Genomic DNA, 14,559 nt, shown 5'->3' on the forward strand with positions numbered 1-14,559 from the left:
GCAATTTTATTTAAATTATTTTAAATATCAATTCTCTAAAAATAGTTAAAGTTCCAATAAATTAAGTTTTTATTAAGTTTTAATTAATAAAAAGTCACATTGTTCCATTCAGCAGGTTTCTTACTATTTAAAAAATTAATAATTCGAGATGGTTTTATTTCAAGTGTTGCTTGACCGTAGTCCGAGCTAAAAAGAGTATTAATGTAATTTGTAGGTGCCTGATCAATTTCAATCACATTAGGTAAAACCCATTTTCCTGTTGGATTTTCTGGAACCTCATTAACGACTTGAATATTATTTGATGTCTTGGATGTTGCTAAACGCAAAGCATGTGTCAATACCCCATCTTTATGGTAAACAACGGCGTAGGCATTATTACCATATTCTTTTGCTAATGGAGATTGATTGGCGGGTGTATTAATTAGTTCTCCATGTGCACTTACACCTATATGCGTCACTTTACCATCCTTCATCCAGACTACAGCGTGCTCTAGATCATGTCGGTGTCCTATGAAGTCTAAACTACCATTTACGGCTTTATCTTTAACAGTGTAAAGTGCAAAAATACGACCGCAGTAAATGGAATTCTGATAAGTCGTACATTTTTCTTTATAAATAATATTTGCTTTGCTCAATTGATCCCTATAGCTGCATTGACCCTCTAAAGTGCCTGAAGTATCCAAACCATTATTAGGGAAATAGTTTTCACCTTGTTTTTGTACTGGTGCTGAAGCTAAACATCCATCTGTATCGAAATCAAAGACAATTTTTCCATTTTCTAAATTTACAGGTTTCAACGTAGAAAGGCCTGTAATACATGCTGGTTGGTCTGTACTGCATAGAGGAACTTGGCTCCAGTCTTTTGAAAAACCTTGAGTTGAGTAGATCATGCTACCGATTAGAGTAAAGATTAAGATATATATATTCATATATTATGGATATTTTAAGAGTTGAATCCAAATATTAAAAAAGTTAAATGACATTATTTTTTCAGTTTTATTAAAATATTATTTTATGTAGACTTTAATAATATTTTGTTTTTTAATATTTTTTTATAAAAAATAAATTTATGTAAACTTGTACTAAGTAGATAATATGAAAAATGTATTGATTATTGATCTAAATGATTAATTTTGTGACCTATTTCACAGTGCTGGTAATTTGTTACAACTATTAAGAGCCAATAGGCAATTTTGATTCTACAATGGCGCGGTTTTTTCGAAGACTGGTCAGCGGAAGTAGGTTTTAAAATGGCTCATGCTCATCACGCAGCTCATGCACATGTTCATCATATCGAAGAGAGAAAAGAAGACAGTTCTCAAGGCGATTTAAAAACAAAAGTGATGTTAAGACAAGTAGCTTCAACGACTGGAAAATCTAAACGATCTAAAACTCAAAATCATAAAGCTGAAGACCAAAATATTAATTTGCATAAGTTCTCGAGTAAGCTCGAAAGTATCTCTGCCAACCATAGTAAAGAGAAATGCGCCAAAAATATCCGCATTGCTCTACAAGCGGCTGGAGCAGATGTGTCAAAGCATCCTGTAGCTGCTTCTGATTGGGGGCAAACGCTAGAAAAGAATGGTTATAAGAAAATTAAACCTGCTTTCAACCGTCCACAAGAAGGTGACATTTACATTATTGAGCGAACAAGTGGTCACACCTATGGTCATATTGCAGGCTATACGGGCAATGGTTGGTTCTCGGATTTTCGTCAAAAAACCTATGCGGTCTACAAAGAAAAAGACGTTAAATATAGTTACTATCGTCTAGATTCTTAAGCGAGTACGACACAATCTGTCGGACCATATCTAAATCTGTTTCCAAATTTATGTTCTGGCACAGTAAAGCACTTGAAAATTAGGGGTGAAAACATCACATTAGGTATTCAGTATTAAGCCATGCATGCCAATAGTGAATCAAAACGCTCGTCCTCATATTGAAAAAATTTTAGCCAACATGACCCAGCTTCCAGGTGTTTATAAAATGCTAGGGAAGGAGGGCGAATTATTATATGTCGGCAAAGCAAAAAATCTAAAAAATCGGGTGTCGAGTTATTTTGTTAAAACGATTGAGCATCCTAAAACACAAGCTTTAGTTGCACGAATTTATGATATTGAAACTTTGGTTACTCGTTCAGAAACCGAAGCTTTACTCTTAGAACAAAACTTAATTAAACAACACCGCCCGCCTTATAACATTATGCTGCGGGACGATAAGTCTTATGTCTATATTTTTGTTTCGGCTGATAAACCTTATCCTCGGCTTGCCAGTGGGCGTGGCAAAGGAAAACACCAAATTGGTAAGTTTTTTGGCCCGTACCCAAGTGCCTATAGTGCACGTGATACATTACTGGTTTTACAAAAACTTTTTAATGTGCGTCAGTGTGAAAATAGCTATTTCTCACAGCGTAAACGTCCATGTTTGCAGTATCAAATCAAGCGTTGTTCGGCCCCGTGTGTAGGTTTAATTTCACCCGAAGATTATAAAGAAGACGTTAATAATAGTATTCGCTTTTTGCAAGGTGATACCAAAGAGCTTAATCAAGAGCTCATTGCCAAAATGGAACAAGCAGCGGCTGAGCTTGAATTTGAAAAAGCTGTTTTTTACCGTGATCGTTTATCTTTATTGCGTGAAGTACAAGCCCAACAAGCCGTATTTAAAGTCAAAGGCGAAGCGGATATTCTGGCAATTGCATATCAGGCAGGTGTGACATGCGTGCAAATTATGTATGTACGCAATGGGCGAATGCTGGGTGGAAAAAGTTATTTCCCAGACATGCTCGGTGATGATCTTGGGCAAATGCTGAGTGACTTTATGGCGAACTTTTACTTTCAAGTTGCAGATGAAGTTCCCAATGAGCTTATCGTAAATATTGCTTTGCCTGATTGTAAAGAACTAGAAGAAGCGTTGGCACAGCAGTTTGGCAAAAAGGTTCAGATTAAGAGTAATGTTCGAGAAACTCGTGCCGAGTGGCTGGAGCTAGCCGAAATGAACGTTCAACATGCCATTAAGGGGCAGTTGAGTAATCATTTAGAACTTAATGAACGTTTCCATCAGTTAGAGCAAGTGGTGGGAAGACCTGTCGATCGTATTGAGTGTTTTGATATTAGTCATACCATGGGTGAAGCTCCAATTGCTTCATGTGTCGTGTTTGATCAAGGGGGCGCTCGTAAGCGTGACTACCGCCAATTTGCGATTCAAGACATTACTGCAGGCGATGATTATGCTGCTATGCGTCAAGCTTTAACACGACGTTATAAAAAGGCCATATTGCCTGATTTACTATTAATTGATGGTGGTAAAGGCCAGCTCCATATGGCAATGGAAGTTATGCAAGAGCTTGGGTTAGATGCTTTTATGGTAGGTGTATCTAAAGGTGAAGGCCGTAAACCCGGGCTTGAAACCCTACATTTTACAGATGGCACAAAAATCCAGTTACCAGAAGACCATAAGGCATTGCATTTAATTCAACAGGTGCGTGATGAGGCCCATCGTTTTGCGATTACCAAACATCGTGCTAAACGCGACAAACGTCGAAGTACTTCAGTTTTGGAAGCAATTCCAGGGTTGGGTCCAAAGCGCCGTCGAGATTTATTAACTCATTTTGGTGGGATTCAAGGTGTTTTAAAAGCATCTGAAAAAGAGCTTACTCTTGTGCCTGGTTTTGGTGAAATGATGGCAAGAACGATTTATAAAATTCTGCATGAATAAAGATAGGTTTCTATGCCGAGTGACCAAATAGTTGGCATATAAGTACAAGAATGATCATTCACATTCCCTTTAAAATGATGAAAGATGTTTCATCAAGAGTCGGAGTGCTTTAGGGAAGTGAATGTCATTACTGCAATTATTTGAAGAAATAAAACAAAAGGAATGGATTGAAATACCTGAAGGGTGGCTACAAGGGCGAACTGTTTTTGGTGGGCTTGTCGCTGGATTACTCATGCAAAAGGCCTGCTGCAATATTCAAGATCCAAATAAAAGATTATTAAGTTGTAGTATTACTTTTGTGGGGCCTGTACAGCAGGGACCTGCTCAATTGACTATTGAAATTTTAAGAGAAGGGAAATCGGTCACTACGCTTGAAACCCGTTTATGGCAAGATGGTGCGGTACAAACGATTTTGGTCGCAAGCTTTGGTGTGCCGTGTGCGTCGAATATTGAAGTGCGACATGAGCCTATCGTTCCAGTTTATAGGCAACCTGAAGAGTTACAACCTATTCCTTTTGCTAGACAAATGCCAGAATGCTATCAACATTTTGATGTATGTTGGGCAGAAGGTCATTATCCTGTTACAGGAAGTCAGTATGCTGACTTTGGAGGATGGTCAAGGTTTAATCTCGATAAGCATGAAAATCGTCAAATGACTTTGCCAGATTTAATTGTCTTGATGGATATTTGGCCACCTGGTGTATTGCCGATGTTTAAGCAAGTTGCTCCTGCAAGTTCTTTAACTTGGCACATTACCTATGTCCATCCGTTCCAACATCAATTATGTGACTGGTTTAAATATAAAGTGGTAACCGAATATGCAGGTGAAGGTTATTCCACAGAATATGCCCATCTTTGGGACCAAAATGATCATTTAATTGCAATTTTACGGCAAACTGTTACGGTATTTACCTAAGCAGTCCACTTCCTCGATTCATATATTTCGTATAAAGTGGCTGTTACAGATAGATACAATATTGAAGAAAGTATTTTTGTCTGTTACAAGATGCATGAAGACTTAATTGGCGGTGTTTATGACCACAGGGCGAATCCTGAATATCCCAAATATCCTAACATTAGCGCGTATCGCGCTTATTCCTGTATTTTTGGTGATCGCATATTGGCCGCCTGCAATGGGTATTGGTGAGCATGAAGGAAGTATGAGTCGTCATATTATCTTGACGGCTATTTTTGTGTTTGCTGCTATTACCGACTGGTTTGATGGCTATTTGGCACGAACTTTAAACCAAACTTCAGCATTTGGCCGTTTTTTAGATCCAGTTGCAGATAAACTCATGGTGGCGGCTGCACTTATTGTTTTAGTGCAGTGGAATCCAACGATCTCAATGGCTTTTGCAGCAATTGTGATTATTTCACGCGAAATTACAGTTTCTGCTTTACGTGAATGGATGGCAGAACTTGGCGCACGAACCAGTGTGGCAGTATCGACGGTAGGTAAATATAAAACAGCCTTTCAGATGATTGCCATTAGTGTGTTCTTACTTAATTGGCAGCCTTTAGAAATGCTTGCCTATGCTTTGTTGTATACAGCGGTCATTTTAACTTTATGGTCAATGTTTATTTACCTCAAAGCAGCTTGGCCTTATTTAAAGCAGCCTTAAGTGCATATTGAAAGATTAAGCCTTTCTACAATGAAAGGCTTTTTTATTTTTGAAGAGTGCAAGAATCGGGTCGTCATAGGGCTTTGGCTACTTTAATGTAAGATATAAGTGCTAAGGAGGTGACACATGCAAATGCTTTCTTCTCGGCAATTTGCTGTAATTGCCACTGTGATTGAATATTTATATGAACATCTAGACCAGCAACCCAGTCTGGACGATGTTGCGAGTCATATGAATTTAAGCCCAAGCTATATTCAACGCCAGTTTCAAGAATGGGTAGGGATTAGCCCGAAAAAATTTGTGCAATATATGAGCTTGCAACAGGCCAAATATCATCTGTTGCAACAACGGAGTTTATTGGAAACCGCTTTAAATACGGGTTTATCTGGCACAGGACGTTTACACGATCTGTTTATTCAGCTTGAAGGGATGACGCCTGGGGAATATAAACAAAAAGGCGAAGGCGTTATTCTTAATTATTCGGTTGAGACAAGTCCCTTCGGTGAGTTGTTGGTGGTCAGTAGTGAAAAAGGAATATGTTCTATACGGTTTATCGAAACTCACGACAATATTGAACAACTAATTAAACAGTACTTTCCGAAAGCTCAATTGAAAAATCAGTCACCGATTTGGCATCAACAAATTGCAAAGTGGTTTGAACAGGATTTTTCAGAACACTTACAGCAAAAACTTCCACTTAATTTGGCTGGAACCCCATTTCAGCTACAAGTATGGGAAGCCTTGCTCACCATTCCGGAAGGGCAACTTCGGACTTACCAAGATATTGCAGAGCAAATTGGGAAGCCTAAAGCAGTTAGAGCCGTTGCTACAGCAATTGGGCAGAATCCGATTGCATATCTGATTCCTTGCCATCGAGTGATCCGTGCCACAGGGATGATCGGAGAATACCATTGGCAAAAAGGGCGTAAATTGGCATTGTTAGCTTGGGAGATGTCAAAGCAACACGGAGAAACCGTATGACCTTGGATTTATTTTCTCCAGAGCCTTGTGAGAATTTATTACCCTACGATGGTGAAGTTCAGGACTATGGTTGTATTTTAAGCCCTGAAGAAGCTGAACAATATTTTCACTACCTTTACCGACACCTCGCATGGAAACATGACGAGGCTAAGTTGTATGGCAAGCACTTTATTACAGCTCGAAAAGTTGCATGGTATGGAGATGACTACTATCAATATAAATATTCGGGTATTGCACGTGATTCTTTGCCTTGGGACAAAGCACTCGCCAAACTAAAACAACAGGTAGAGCAAATACTTTCAGAAAAATTTAATTCTTGTTTGGCAAATCTTTATGAAGATGGAACCCAAGGAATGGCTTGGCACAGTGACTCGGATGTTTCTTTGGCAAGAACGACAACAATCGCTTCTTTAAGCTTTGGTGCTACCCGTAAATTTTCTTTTAGACATATTCAAAGTAAAGAGAAAGTTGAATTGTGGCTACAGCCAGGCCAACTCATTGTGATGCGTGGTGAGACTCAACAATATTGGCAACACCGTTTAAATCGTTCAACAAAGATTTTACAACCACGTATTAATCTTACTTTTCGGCAATTTAAGTTTTTATAACCTTCATTAAAAAGCGGGCAAGAAAAAAGCCCATGATGGCAGCATGAGCTTATTCCTCTGAGGGGGATGCTTCTACTGATGAGCTGCTGATGAAAAGAATCATCAATAGGAGCTAAAATCATAATATGAGAATATTGTGAGATATTCAATGTTTTAAAGTGTAAGAAAAGTTTAAATTATCACAAGGTGGGGTTTTAGATTTCACCTTTTTCAGATAATTCCATAAAACGTTGTTCAATAAGTGCTGCATTTTCTTGCAAAATTTCGATGAGCTTTTCAACATTTAAAAAATCAAAACGATTTTTAGAGGCAACTAAAGTCAAAGCTAAAGGTACTTCTTTGTTTGAAAAACGAACAGGAACCGCTAGACCTGAAACATTTGGGTCAATCTCACCTTGTGAGAAATAGAACCCTTGTTTTTTAATTTTACGCATACGCTGAATAAAGCTCGGTTCATCTTCAGCAAAACCTGATTGTTTTAATTCTTGCTGGTAACGGTGGTAGTAGTCTTGCATGCGTTGTTTACTTAAATGCGAAACCATTGTTTTTGGAGATGATCCAACGTAAATCGGTCTTGGGCAGCCTCGGCCATATGAAAGTAGCTCAGTGTCTTTAAATATTTCATGATGTATGTCAATGCAATAATCATCATTCAAATAGGTAAGCAAACAGCACAGTTCGGTACGCTCTACAATATTTCGCATAAATGGCGTGCTGATTTGAACCAGTGGGTCGGTTGTTCTAGATATATAGTCAAGAACTGCAATTTTTGAGCCTAAGGTATAATCGCCAGAGGTTCCATTAATGCGTTTTAATAGATCAGCTGATACTAGCTCTTTGAGGTAACGGTAACTCGTTGGTTTGGACAAGCCAAGTTCTTCGCAAATAATATCGACATTAATGATTGGACGCGAAACTGAAAATAGGTCCAGTACGGTTAAAATTTTGCCAAAACTTGAAATTGCCATAATGTCTTGTTCGTATCCTTTAACAACGAGTCATCTTTGAGTTTTTATAACAGAAAAAAAAGAAGATTTGTCTCAATTCTAAAATAAATGCCTGATTTGAGTATTTTACTCTGACAAAGAGAAAACTTCTTTCGGCTTATACATCATATACGATAATTAAAAAATATATCAAATTATCAAATGGAGATATTTTAGTTGACTAAATCGCTTTATTTTGAAAAAATTGCTAAACAAAATATCTAATCGAGAAATTGGTCGGTTCTAGATTGATTTCTTGATACCTCTTCTTTCCAAAGCTTGGCCGTTTAAATGGCGCCCAAACTGAAATCATTTCGGCCAATCAGGCGAGATGTGGAAAAATCATTGTATTGAAGGATGCTCCTCATATCATTTGCTTTGAGGCAAATGGCAAAGTTGTGTTGTCTTTAGAAAGACAATCAAATATTGAAGGGCATGCTCATCAGTTCAAATCTGTATTTGAGATGAGTTCATGTTATTAAAGCAAATACTGGCGTTCCGCCCGAGTAGGCTTGATCTGATCTTTGCCTTAAAAACATTTATTGCCGGAATGTTGGCACTATTTGTTTCGTTTGAATTAGATCTGATTAACCCGATGTGGTCGATTGGTACGGTCCTGATTATTGCCAATCCATATTCAGGAATGGTGTCCTCTAAATGTGTCTATCGAGTGGTAGGGACAATTGGCGGAGCTGTGATTGCCCTAACCCTAACGCCCCATCTAATTAATACACCTTGGATATTTACCGTGGTGTTGTCGTTGTGGGTGGGTTTTGCGCTTTATGTGTCGTTACTAGATCGTACTCCACGTAGTTATGCTTTTATGCTGGCGGGCTACTCGACAGCCATGATCGTCTTCAATGCGATTACGTATATTGATCAATACAATATATTTGATATTGCTTTAGCTCGGGTTATAGAAATTTCGATTGGCGTGATTTCAAGTGCAGTGGTTTCTGCCACGATTCTTCCAATGCATATTGGCTCGGCAATTAAACAGCGGGTGATAAAAACCCTAAAAGATACAGAAAATCTGTTTGCTAATTTATTAAATACAGATTCGCAGCAGAACAATACTCAGCTCTTGGCTGCCATTACTCGCGACACCACAGATATTCATGCTTTGGCAGTACATTTGAGCTATGAAAAGGGCGAACTGCATGGTATGACCAAACCCTTGCAGGAAATGCTTCATCAAATCTCAATGGTGGTGGCTAATCTAGTCGCTTTATCTGAGCGTATTAAGCAGCTTAAAGAACTTCGGTTTATCGAGACTCATGCAGAAAAACTGCAACAGCTTTCAGCTCATGTTGTACAGTTTTTAGAGCAAAAAGACCTGATTGTTGATGAAAATATTTTGCAGTTGCCTGATGAGTTTGAAAGCGATTTTGCAAGTTTGATGGAGTCGGCTTCTACACATCAACAAGTTTTAGTTGCAGCCATGAAAATGGATGTGCGTCATTTCATTAGCAATGTTTTAGCGGTTAAAGTTTTGTGGCAGCGAATTCAGCAAGGTAATAAAGAAATCCCTGACAACATTACCCCAATGACGACCAAATATCCAAGTTTGCACCGTGACCATGGTGTGGCAATACGAGGCGGTATCAGTGCAGTCCTTATTACATTTATTGTGACTGGAGTCTGGATTGTTTCGGGGTGGAAAGCTGGATTTATGATGGCACAGATGGGTGCAGTAACCGCCTGTATTTTAACAGCCTTAGATAACCCGGTTCCAGTTCTGCGTATTTTTATCTGGGGCAGTATAGCTTCAGCAGTTTTAGTCTTTGTTTATGCATTTGGTATTTTCCCGCATGTCACCACTTTTTGGGAACTTGGACTGGTTTTATTACCGATGTTCTTATTCGCAGTGTCTATGATGGCTAACCAGATGCTGATGCCAGTAGGTATGGTGTTGGGTATTAATACCATGATGGGACTAAACCTGCACAATGCTTATAGCATGGATGCAGTGTCTTATCTTGATAGTTCATTTGCCATGATCTTAGGTGTTTTAGTGTCTTTGATTGTCATTGATGTTGTTCGCGCCATGTCACCAGACACGAGTGCAAGCCGTATTTTAGCCTTGCATTACCGTGCCATGCGAAAAGCGATCTATCTGCCATATGGTCTTGATTTTAAAGTTCATCTACGCAGTATGCTAGATCGGATTGGGATTCTAAACAGCAAAATGGTGCAATCAGACGAGATTAAAACTTCAATTCATCAGGCCCTGATTGAGTCGAGTAGTATTGTTGATTTAAGCCGATTGCAAGAGTTAGCCAATCAGTTTCCTCAAGCATCTGAACTCACTCAGCATATTGGCGATTTGCAACAAAATCTGGATGAGCTGTTTAGAGCTAAAGAAAACGATGAAAATGATACGACAGCTTTAGTAGAGCGGATCTACCGAGCGTTATTTGAATTAAAACAGCTTGCTTCAAATGTTGAAGATATGACTATGCGACAAAGACTACTCATTTCACTGAACAATATTGCTTATAGCATGTGCCATGTTTCATCAGAGCAAATGAATGAAAACAGCACCATGAAAGGAGCCACAGCAAATGGGTGAGTTTAATGTTTATGGTATTTATGTGCCTTCTTTGCTCGTTCAAGCACTCTTGGCATATATCTGTTTCCGTGGGTTAAGTCCTTTAACAAATAAGTTGATTGCACAAGGCTGGATTGCATTACCTAGTATTTTTAATTTGTGTTTTTACCTCTTATTACTGTTGGTAATACATCAAATTTTTGTTGGGGTCGGTGCGTAGAGATGTTTGCGAAATTAAAGATTGAGTTAGGTGAGTGAAATGAATCAGGTGGATTTGAAAAAAGTCATCCGTCCAGTAATTTTGATTGTCGCATTAATGGTGGCGGTCTATACCATTGTGCATTTATGGAATTACTATAATGCAGCGCCGTGGACGCGTGATGGTCGAGTTCGTGGTGACGTTATTCAAGTATCTTCGGATGTCGCGGGGCTTGTGACAGAAGTATTGGTTCAAGATAACCAGACTGTGAAAAAAGGTCAGGTGCTCTTTAAAATTGATGTTTCTCGCCGAGCTTTAGATGTAGAGCAGGCAAAATCTGATTTAGCAAAAGCAAATGCAGCATTTGCCCAAGCGCAAGCTGGTTTAGCACAAGCAAAAGCGAACCTGATTAAATCGGATACGAATATTAAGTTAGCCGAGAAAAACGCAAGCCGCTATTCAAACCTTATGGATGGCGCTATCTCTAAACAAGAACAAGATCAAGTTTTCGCAACACGTGATCAATCTCACGCTGAACATGAGCAACTCCAAGCTGCTATTCAACAAGCGGAAGCAACTGTTAAACAACAACAGGCTCTGATTGAGGCGGCAACGAGCAATTTGCATTTGGCCGAGCTTAATATGCATCGTGCTGCGGTAATTGCTCCAGCTGATGGTACTTTATCTAACTTTGATATGCGTCCAGGTAACTATGTTCAAGTTGGGCAGGCTGTTGCGGCATTACTTGACCGTAAACAACTCTATGTTGTGGGTTATTTTGAAGAGACGAAGTTAAACCGTATTCATGTCGGCGATCAGGCCAGTGTACAGTTAATGGGTGATAGCCAGAAAATTAAAGGCCATGTACAAGGTATTGCATCAGGTATCGAAGATCGTGAACGCTCAAGCAGCTCTAAACTTCTTGCCAATGTAAATCCAACGTTCAGTTGGGTTCGTTTAGCGCAGCGTGTACCTGTGAAAATCGTATTGGATGAAACACCAAAGAACCAGCTTGCTTTTGTCTCTGGACGTACGGCAACTGTACATATTATCGAGAAATAAAAAAGGAAGGCTTTAGCCTTCCTTTTTAATATTACGGGGTCAAACCGACCGGATTTCGATACCAACTCTGAATGAGTAAGGCGGCTGCAAAACTATCTGCAGAAAGTTTTTTTGCTCGACCTTGCTCTTGGTAGAAACCGAGTTCTTCTCGTGCTTCACGTGTAGTTAAACGCTCATCTACCATTAATGTTTCAATATTGGTTTGATGGCGTAAACGTCTCGCAAATTTGCGGGCACGTGTAGAAAGTTCTGACTCGCTATCATCCATATTCAAAGGCAAACCAACCAAAAATAGATCAGGTTGCCATTCTTTCACGATTTTTAAGAGCTGATCCCAGTTTGGAATACCATCTTTCATCACAAATAGAGGGAGGGGATTGGTACTTTCAATTGAAGACTGGCCAATCGCCATTCCCATTTTTTGAGTACCAAAGTCAAAAGCCATAATCGATTTTGATTGTATTTCGGTCATTAAGCATGTCCGATTTCAGATGCTAACCATGCACGATCTACACCGATCTTTTTATAAGCTGCATCCCAACGATCGTCATAAGGCAGGTTAAAAATCAGATCCATATCGGCATCACAAATGAGCCAGTCACCGCGCGTAATTTCATCTTCTAACTGGTTTTTACCCCAGCTCGCATAACCTAAAGCAATTTGATATCGACCAACACCTTCATTGTGGGCAATCGCATCAAGAATATCTTTACTGGTAGTAATACAAACATTTTCACCTACAGCAATAGATGAATGCCATGTCGGTTGTCCAGTATGAAGAACGAATCCAGCCTCGGGACGTAATGGCCCACCTTGTAAAACCACATGTGGATTTACATTGTCTGCTTCAATGTCGAGATCATTGAGTAATTCTTTAATTTGAATGCCGGAAGGGCGGTTAATAATAATGCCTTGAGCACCTTCTTCATCATGACGGGCAAGATAAATTACAGTGTTTGCGAAAAAGTCATCTGCCATTTCTGGCGGGGCAATCAGACAACGGTGAGTCAGATATTGTTTGGTCACCTAAGCGGTTCTCCCTCAAAAAATGTCACTAGAGGGTCTCTCGACCCTTTTATCTATATAGGTTCTTTTTATCAACATACAAGAGTTAATCGGATTTCGCCAATCTTTTTCTCTCATTTTTTATTAATTTGAAGAAGCCTGAAATTTAAGTTGGCGTAATTGTTTTGCGTGTTGCAAGGTTGTTTCATTAATTTCAACACCACCTGACATGCGAGCTAACTCAAAAATGATTTGATTTTCGTCTAGTTCCACAATTGTACTGCTTGCCGGATCAGTTTGTTGCTTTTTAACTAATAAATGCTGATCTGATTGTGCAGCAACTTGTGCCTGATGGGTAATACATAAAAGTTGAACATGTTGGGCTAAGTCGGCAAGTAAACGTCCCACAACTTCTGCTGTACCACCACTAATCCCGACATCAATTTCATCAAACACTAACACTTCTGCTTCGGTTTTTTCAGCGTTCATGACTTGCATAACTAACGCAATACGTGAAAGTTCACCACCTGAAGCGACGCGTGCTAATGGTTGTGGAGGAATACCCTTATTGGCAGTAAATAACAGCTGAATAAAGCTTAAGCCTTCAGCGGTAGGTTGCTCTAATGGTTCAAACTTAAACTCAAAATGTGCTTCTGGTAGTGCTAAAGGTTTGACTTGTTCGGTTAATTGTTTAGCAAGTGGAGCAGCAGCTTCACGACGAATGTTGTCTAAATGCTGAGCTTTCTCTAAGAACTCCTTATGCGACTTCTCAACTTGTTCTGCCAGTGTTTCTGGGTCTTCAAGTTGATGTAATTGCTCAAGCTCGCTTTGCCAAGCTTCATATTCTTCTTTAAGCGTTTCTGGTTGAGTTCGGTATTTACGTGCTAAACGATGGAAAACTTCCAACTTGGAGTTTAGTTCTTCCATTCGTTCAGGATCAAAGCTTTGACGATCAATAAATTGACGCAAGTTTGCTGTTGCATCATCTATTTCACTTTGAGCATTCAGTAAAGAATTATAGATCTCAGAAAGTTGTTCGCTACGCCCCGCGTGGGATTCTAATCTACGAATAATCGAAGACATTTCTTGAGTAATGTTTTGCTCAGCTTCATCAAGCACATTTAGGCTATAGCTACAATCTTGCATGATATGTTCATGATGACTGAGGCGATCGAACTCTTGCTCAATTTCTTTATAGTCAGTTTGAATGACCTCTTCGAGCTCTTCAATTTGATGCTCTAAAGTACCAATACGTTGCAGTCGGGTTGCTTGTGCATCTAAGGCTGCTTGATGCAAACGAATGGTACGTTGCCATGTGCTATAGGCTTCACGTACATCATTTGCTTCAGCATAAAAATTGTTATAACGATCTAGCCAATGCTTTGGATAAGGCGGTTCAAGCAGCTGCTGCTGGCTGTGCTGACTATAGAGCTGAACGAGCAAACGGCCTAATTCTTTGAGTTCAGATAGACTACTTGGGCGTCCATTGACCCATGCTTTACTACGGCCAGTTGCAAAAATAACACGACGTAAATGAATTTCCCCAGAATCATCATCTAGTTCGTGGTCTTGGAGCCATTTTGCTTCAGGACTATTATTTTGATAGGTAAAAACAGCGGTAATATCCGCTTTGTCCGAACCATAACGGACATAATTTGTATCTGTACGTTCCCCTAGGCAGGCAGAGAGTGCATCCAGTAATAATGATTTTCCGGCACCTGTTTCGCCTGTTAGAACATTAAATCCTTGTTCTATATCAATAGCCAAATGATCAGCTAATGCAAAATTAATTAAAGTTAAATGTGTGAGCATAAACGCATCCAACGCGCCA

15 protein-coding genes are annotated in these 14,559 nt (G+C 39.4%); 10 read left to right on the top strand and 5 right to left on the bottom strand.

The features are described from left to right. Positions 1–83: 83 nt before the first annotated feature. Complete coding sequence (locus HMPREF0013_RS17150; protein WP_019768061.1) at positions 84–929, bottom strand: NPP1 family protein; 846 nt, start codon at positions 927–929, stop codon at positions 84–86. Positions 930–1,250: 321 nt separating this feature from the next. On the opposite strand from HMPREF0013_RS17150, the gene HMPREF0013_RS17155 reads away from it, so the two are divergent. From HMPREF0013_RS17155 to HMPREF0013_RS17180, 6 genes are all read left to right on the top strand, one after another. Next, positions 1,251–1,781, top strand: coding sequence for a CHAP domain-containing protein (locus tag HMPREF0013_RS17155; protein WP_002114964.1), 531 nt, complete (start codon positions 1,251–1,253; stop codon positions 1,779–1,781). A gap of 133 nt (positions 1,782–1,914) precedes the next feature. Next, complete coding sequence (gene uvrC / locus HMPREF0013_RS17160) at positions 1,915–3,714, top strand: excinuclease ABC subunit UvrC (protein ID WP_002114749.1); 1,800 nt, start codon at positions 1,915–1,917, stop codon at positions 3,712–3,714. A gap of 121 nt (positions 3,715–3,835) precedes the next feature. Next, a complete protein-coding gene (locus HMPREF0013_RS17165; protein WP_005804133.1) occupies positions 3,836–4,630 on the top strand; it encodes a thioesterase family protein in 795 nt (264 codons plus the stop codon). A gap of 118 nt (positions 4,631–4,748) precedes the next feature. Beyond that, the gene (pgsA, locus tag HMPREF0013_RS17170; RefSeq protein WP_002114808.1) at positions 4,749–5,336 is read left to right on the top strand and encodes a CDP-diacylglycerol--glycerol-3-phosphate 3-phosphatidyltransferase; all 588 of its coding nucleotides are present in this window, start codon (positions 4,749–4,751) and stop codon (positions 5,334–5,336) included. Positions 5,337–5,462: 126 nt separating this feature from the next. Next, positions 5,463–6,317 carry a methylated-DNA--[protein]-cysteine S-methyltransferase gene (locus HMPREF0013_RS17175; protein ID WP_002114986.1) on the top strand — a complete coding sequence of 285 codons (855 nt, stop codon included), beginning with the start codon at positions 5,463–5,465 and terminating at the stop codon, positions 6,315–6,317. After that, positions 6,314–6,925, top strand: a complete 612-nt coding sequence (locus HMPREF0013_RS17180; protein WP_002114795.1) for an alpha-ketoglutarate-dependent dioxygenase AlkB family protein — start codon at positions 6,314–6,316, stop codon at positions 6,923–6,925. The genes HMPREF0013_RS17175 and HMPREF0013_RS17180 overlap by 4 nt, the downstream gene beginning before the upstream one ends. Before the next feature lie 194 nt (positions 6,926–7,119). Here the strand turns inward: HMPREF0013_RS17180 and HMPREF0013_RS17185 are convergent, their stop codons facing one another. Further along, positions 7,120–7,893 (bottom strand): IclR family transcriptional regulator, encoded by a 774-nt coding sequence (locus tag HMPREF0013_RS17185; RefSeq protein ID WP_002114686.1) that lies wholly within the window; start codon positions 7,891–7,893, stop codon positions 7,120–7,122. Positions 7,894–8,261: 368 nt separating this feature from the next. Here HMPREF0013_RS17185 and HMPREF0013_RS24665 point away from each other — a divergent pair, with 368 nt between their 5' ends. The 4 genes from HMPREF0013_RS24665 to HMPREF0013_RS17200 are packed head-to-tail and all read left to right on the top strand — an operon-like array spanning position 8,262 to position 11,723. After that, entirely contained in the window at positions 8,262–8,393 is a 132-nt protein-coding gene (locus HMPREF0013_RS24665; RefSeq protein ID WP_002115031.1) for a hypothetical protein, read from the top strand. Then, the gene (locus tag HMPREF0013_RS17190; protein ID WP_005804137.1) at positions 8,384–10,483 is read left to right on the top strand and encodes an FUSC family protein; all 2,100 of its coding nucleotides are present in this window, start codon (positions 8,384–8,386) and stop codon (positions 10,481–10,483) included. The genes HMPREF0013_RS24665 and HMPREF0013_RS17190 overlap by 10 nt, the downstream gene beginning before the upstream one ends. Next, the gene (locus HMPREF0013_RS17195; RefSeq protein ID WP_002115096.1) at positions 10,476–10,682 is read left to right on the top strand and encodes a DUF1656 domain-containing protein; all 207 of its coding nucleotides are present in this window, start codon (positions 10,476–10,478) and stop codon (positions 10,680–10,682) included. The genes HMPREF0013_RS17190 and HMPREF0013_RS17195 overlap by 8 nt, the downstream gene beginning before the upstream one ends. 39 nt (positions 10,683–10,721) lie before the next feature. Continuing rightward, positions 10,722–11,723, top strand: coding sequence for an HlyD family secretion protein (locus HMPREF0013_RS17200; protein ID WP_002114928.1), 1,002 nt, complete (start codon positions 10,722–10,724; stop codon positions 11,721–11,723). A gap of 31 nt (positions 11,724–11,754) precedes the next feature. On the opposite strand, the gene ruvX is transcribed toward HMPREF0013_RS17200, so the two are convergent. From ruvX to recN, 3 genes are all read right to left on the bottom strand, one after another. Then, positions 11,755–12,195 carry a Holliday junction resolvase RuvX gene (ruvX, locus tag HMPREF0013_RS17205; protein ID WP_005804138.1) on the bottom strand — a complete coding sequence of 147 codons (441 nt, stop codon included), beginning with the start codon at positions 12,193–12,195 and terminating at the stop codon, positions 11,755–11,757. Further along, a complete protein-coding gene (locus HMPREF0013_RS17210) occupies positions 12,195–12,749 on the bottom strand; it encodes a YqgE/AlgH family protein (RefSeq protein WP_002114753.1) in 555 nt (184 codons plus the stop codon). The genes ruvX and HMPREF0013_RS17210 overlap by 1 nt, the downstream gene beginning before the upstream one ends. 123 nt (positions 12,750–12,872) lie before the next feature. After that, the gene (recN, locus tag HMPREF0013_RS17215) at positions 12,873–14,540 is read right to left on the bottom strand and encodes a DNA repair protein RecN (protein ID WP_005079353.1); all 1,668 of its coding nucleotides are present in this window, start codon (positions 14,538–14,540) and stop codon (positions 12,873–12,875) included. Positions 14,541–14,559: the final 19 nt, after the last annotated feature.

The sequence above is a fragment of the Acinetobacter sp. SH024 genome (assembly GCF_000163635.1).
In the GTDB taxonomy this organism is placed as follows: Bacteria; Pseudomonadota; Gammaproteobacteria; order Pseudomonadales; family Moraxellaceae; genus Acinetobacter; species Acinetobacter pittii.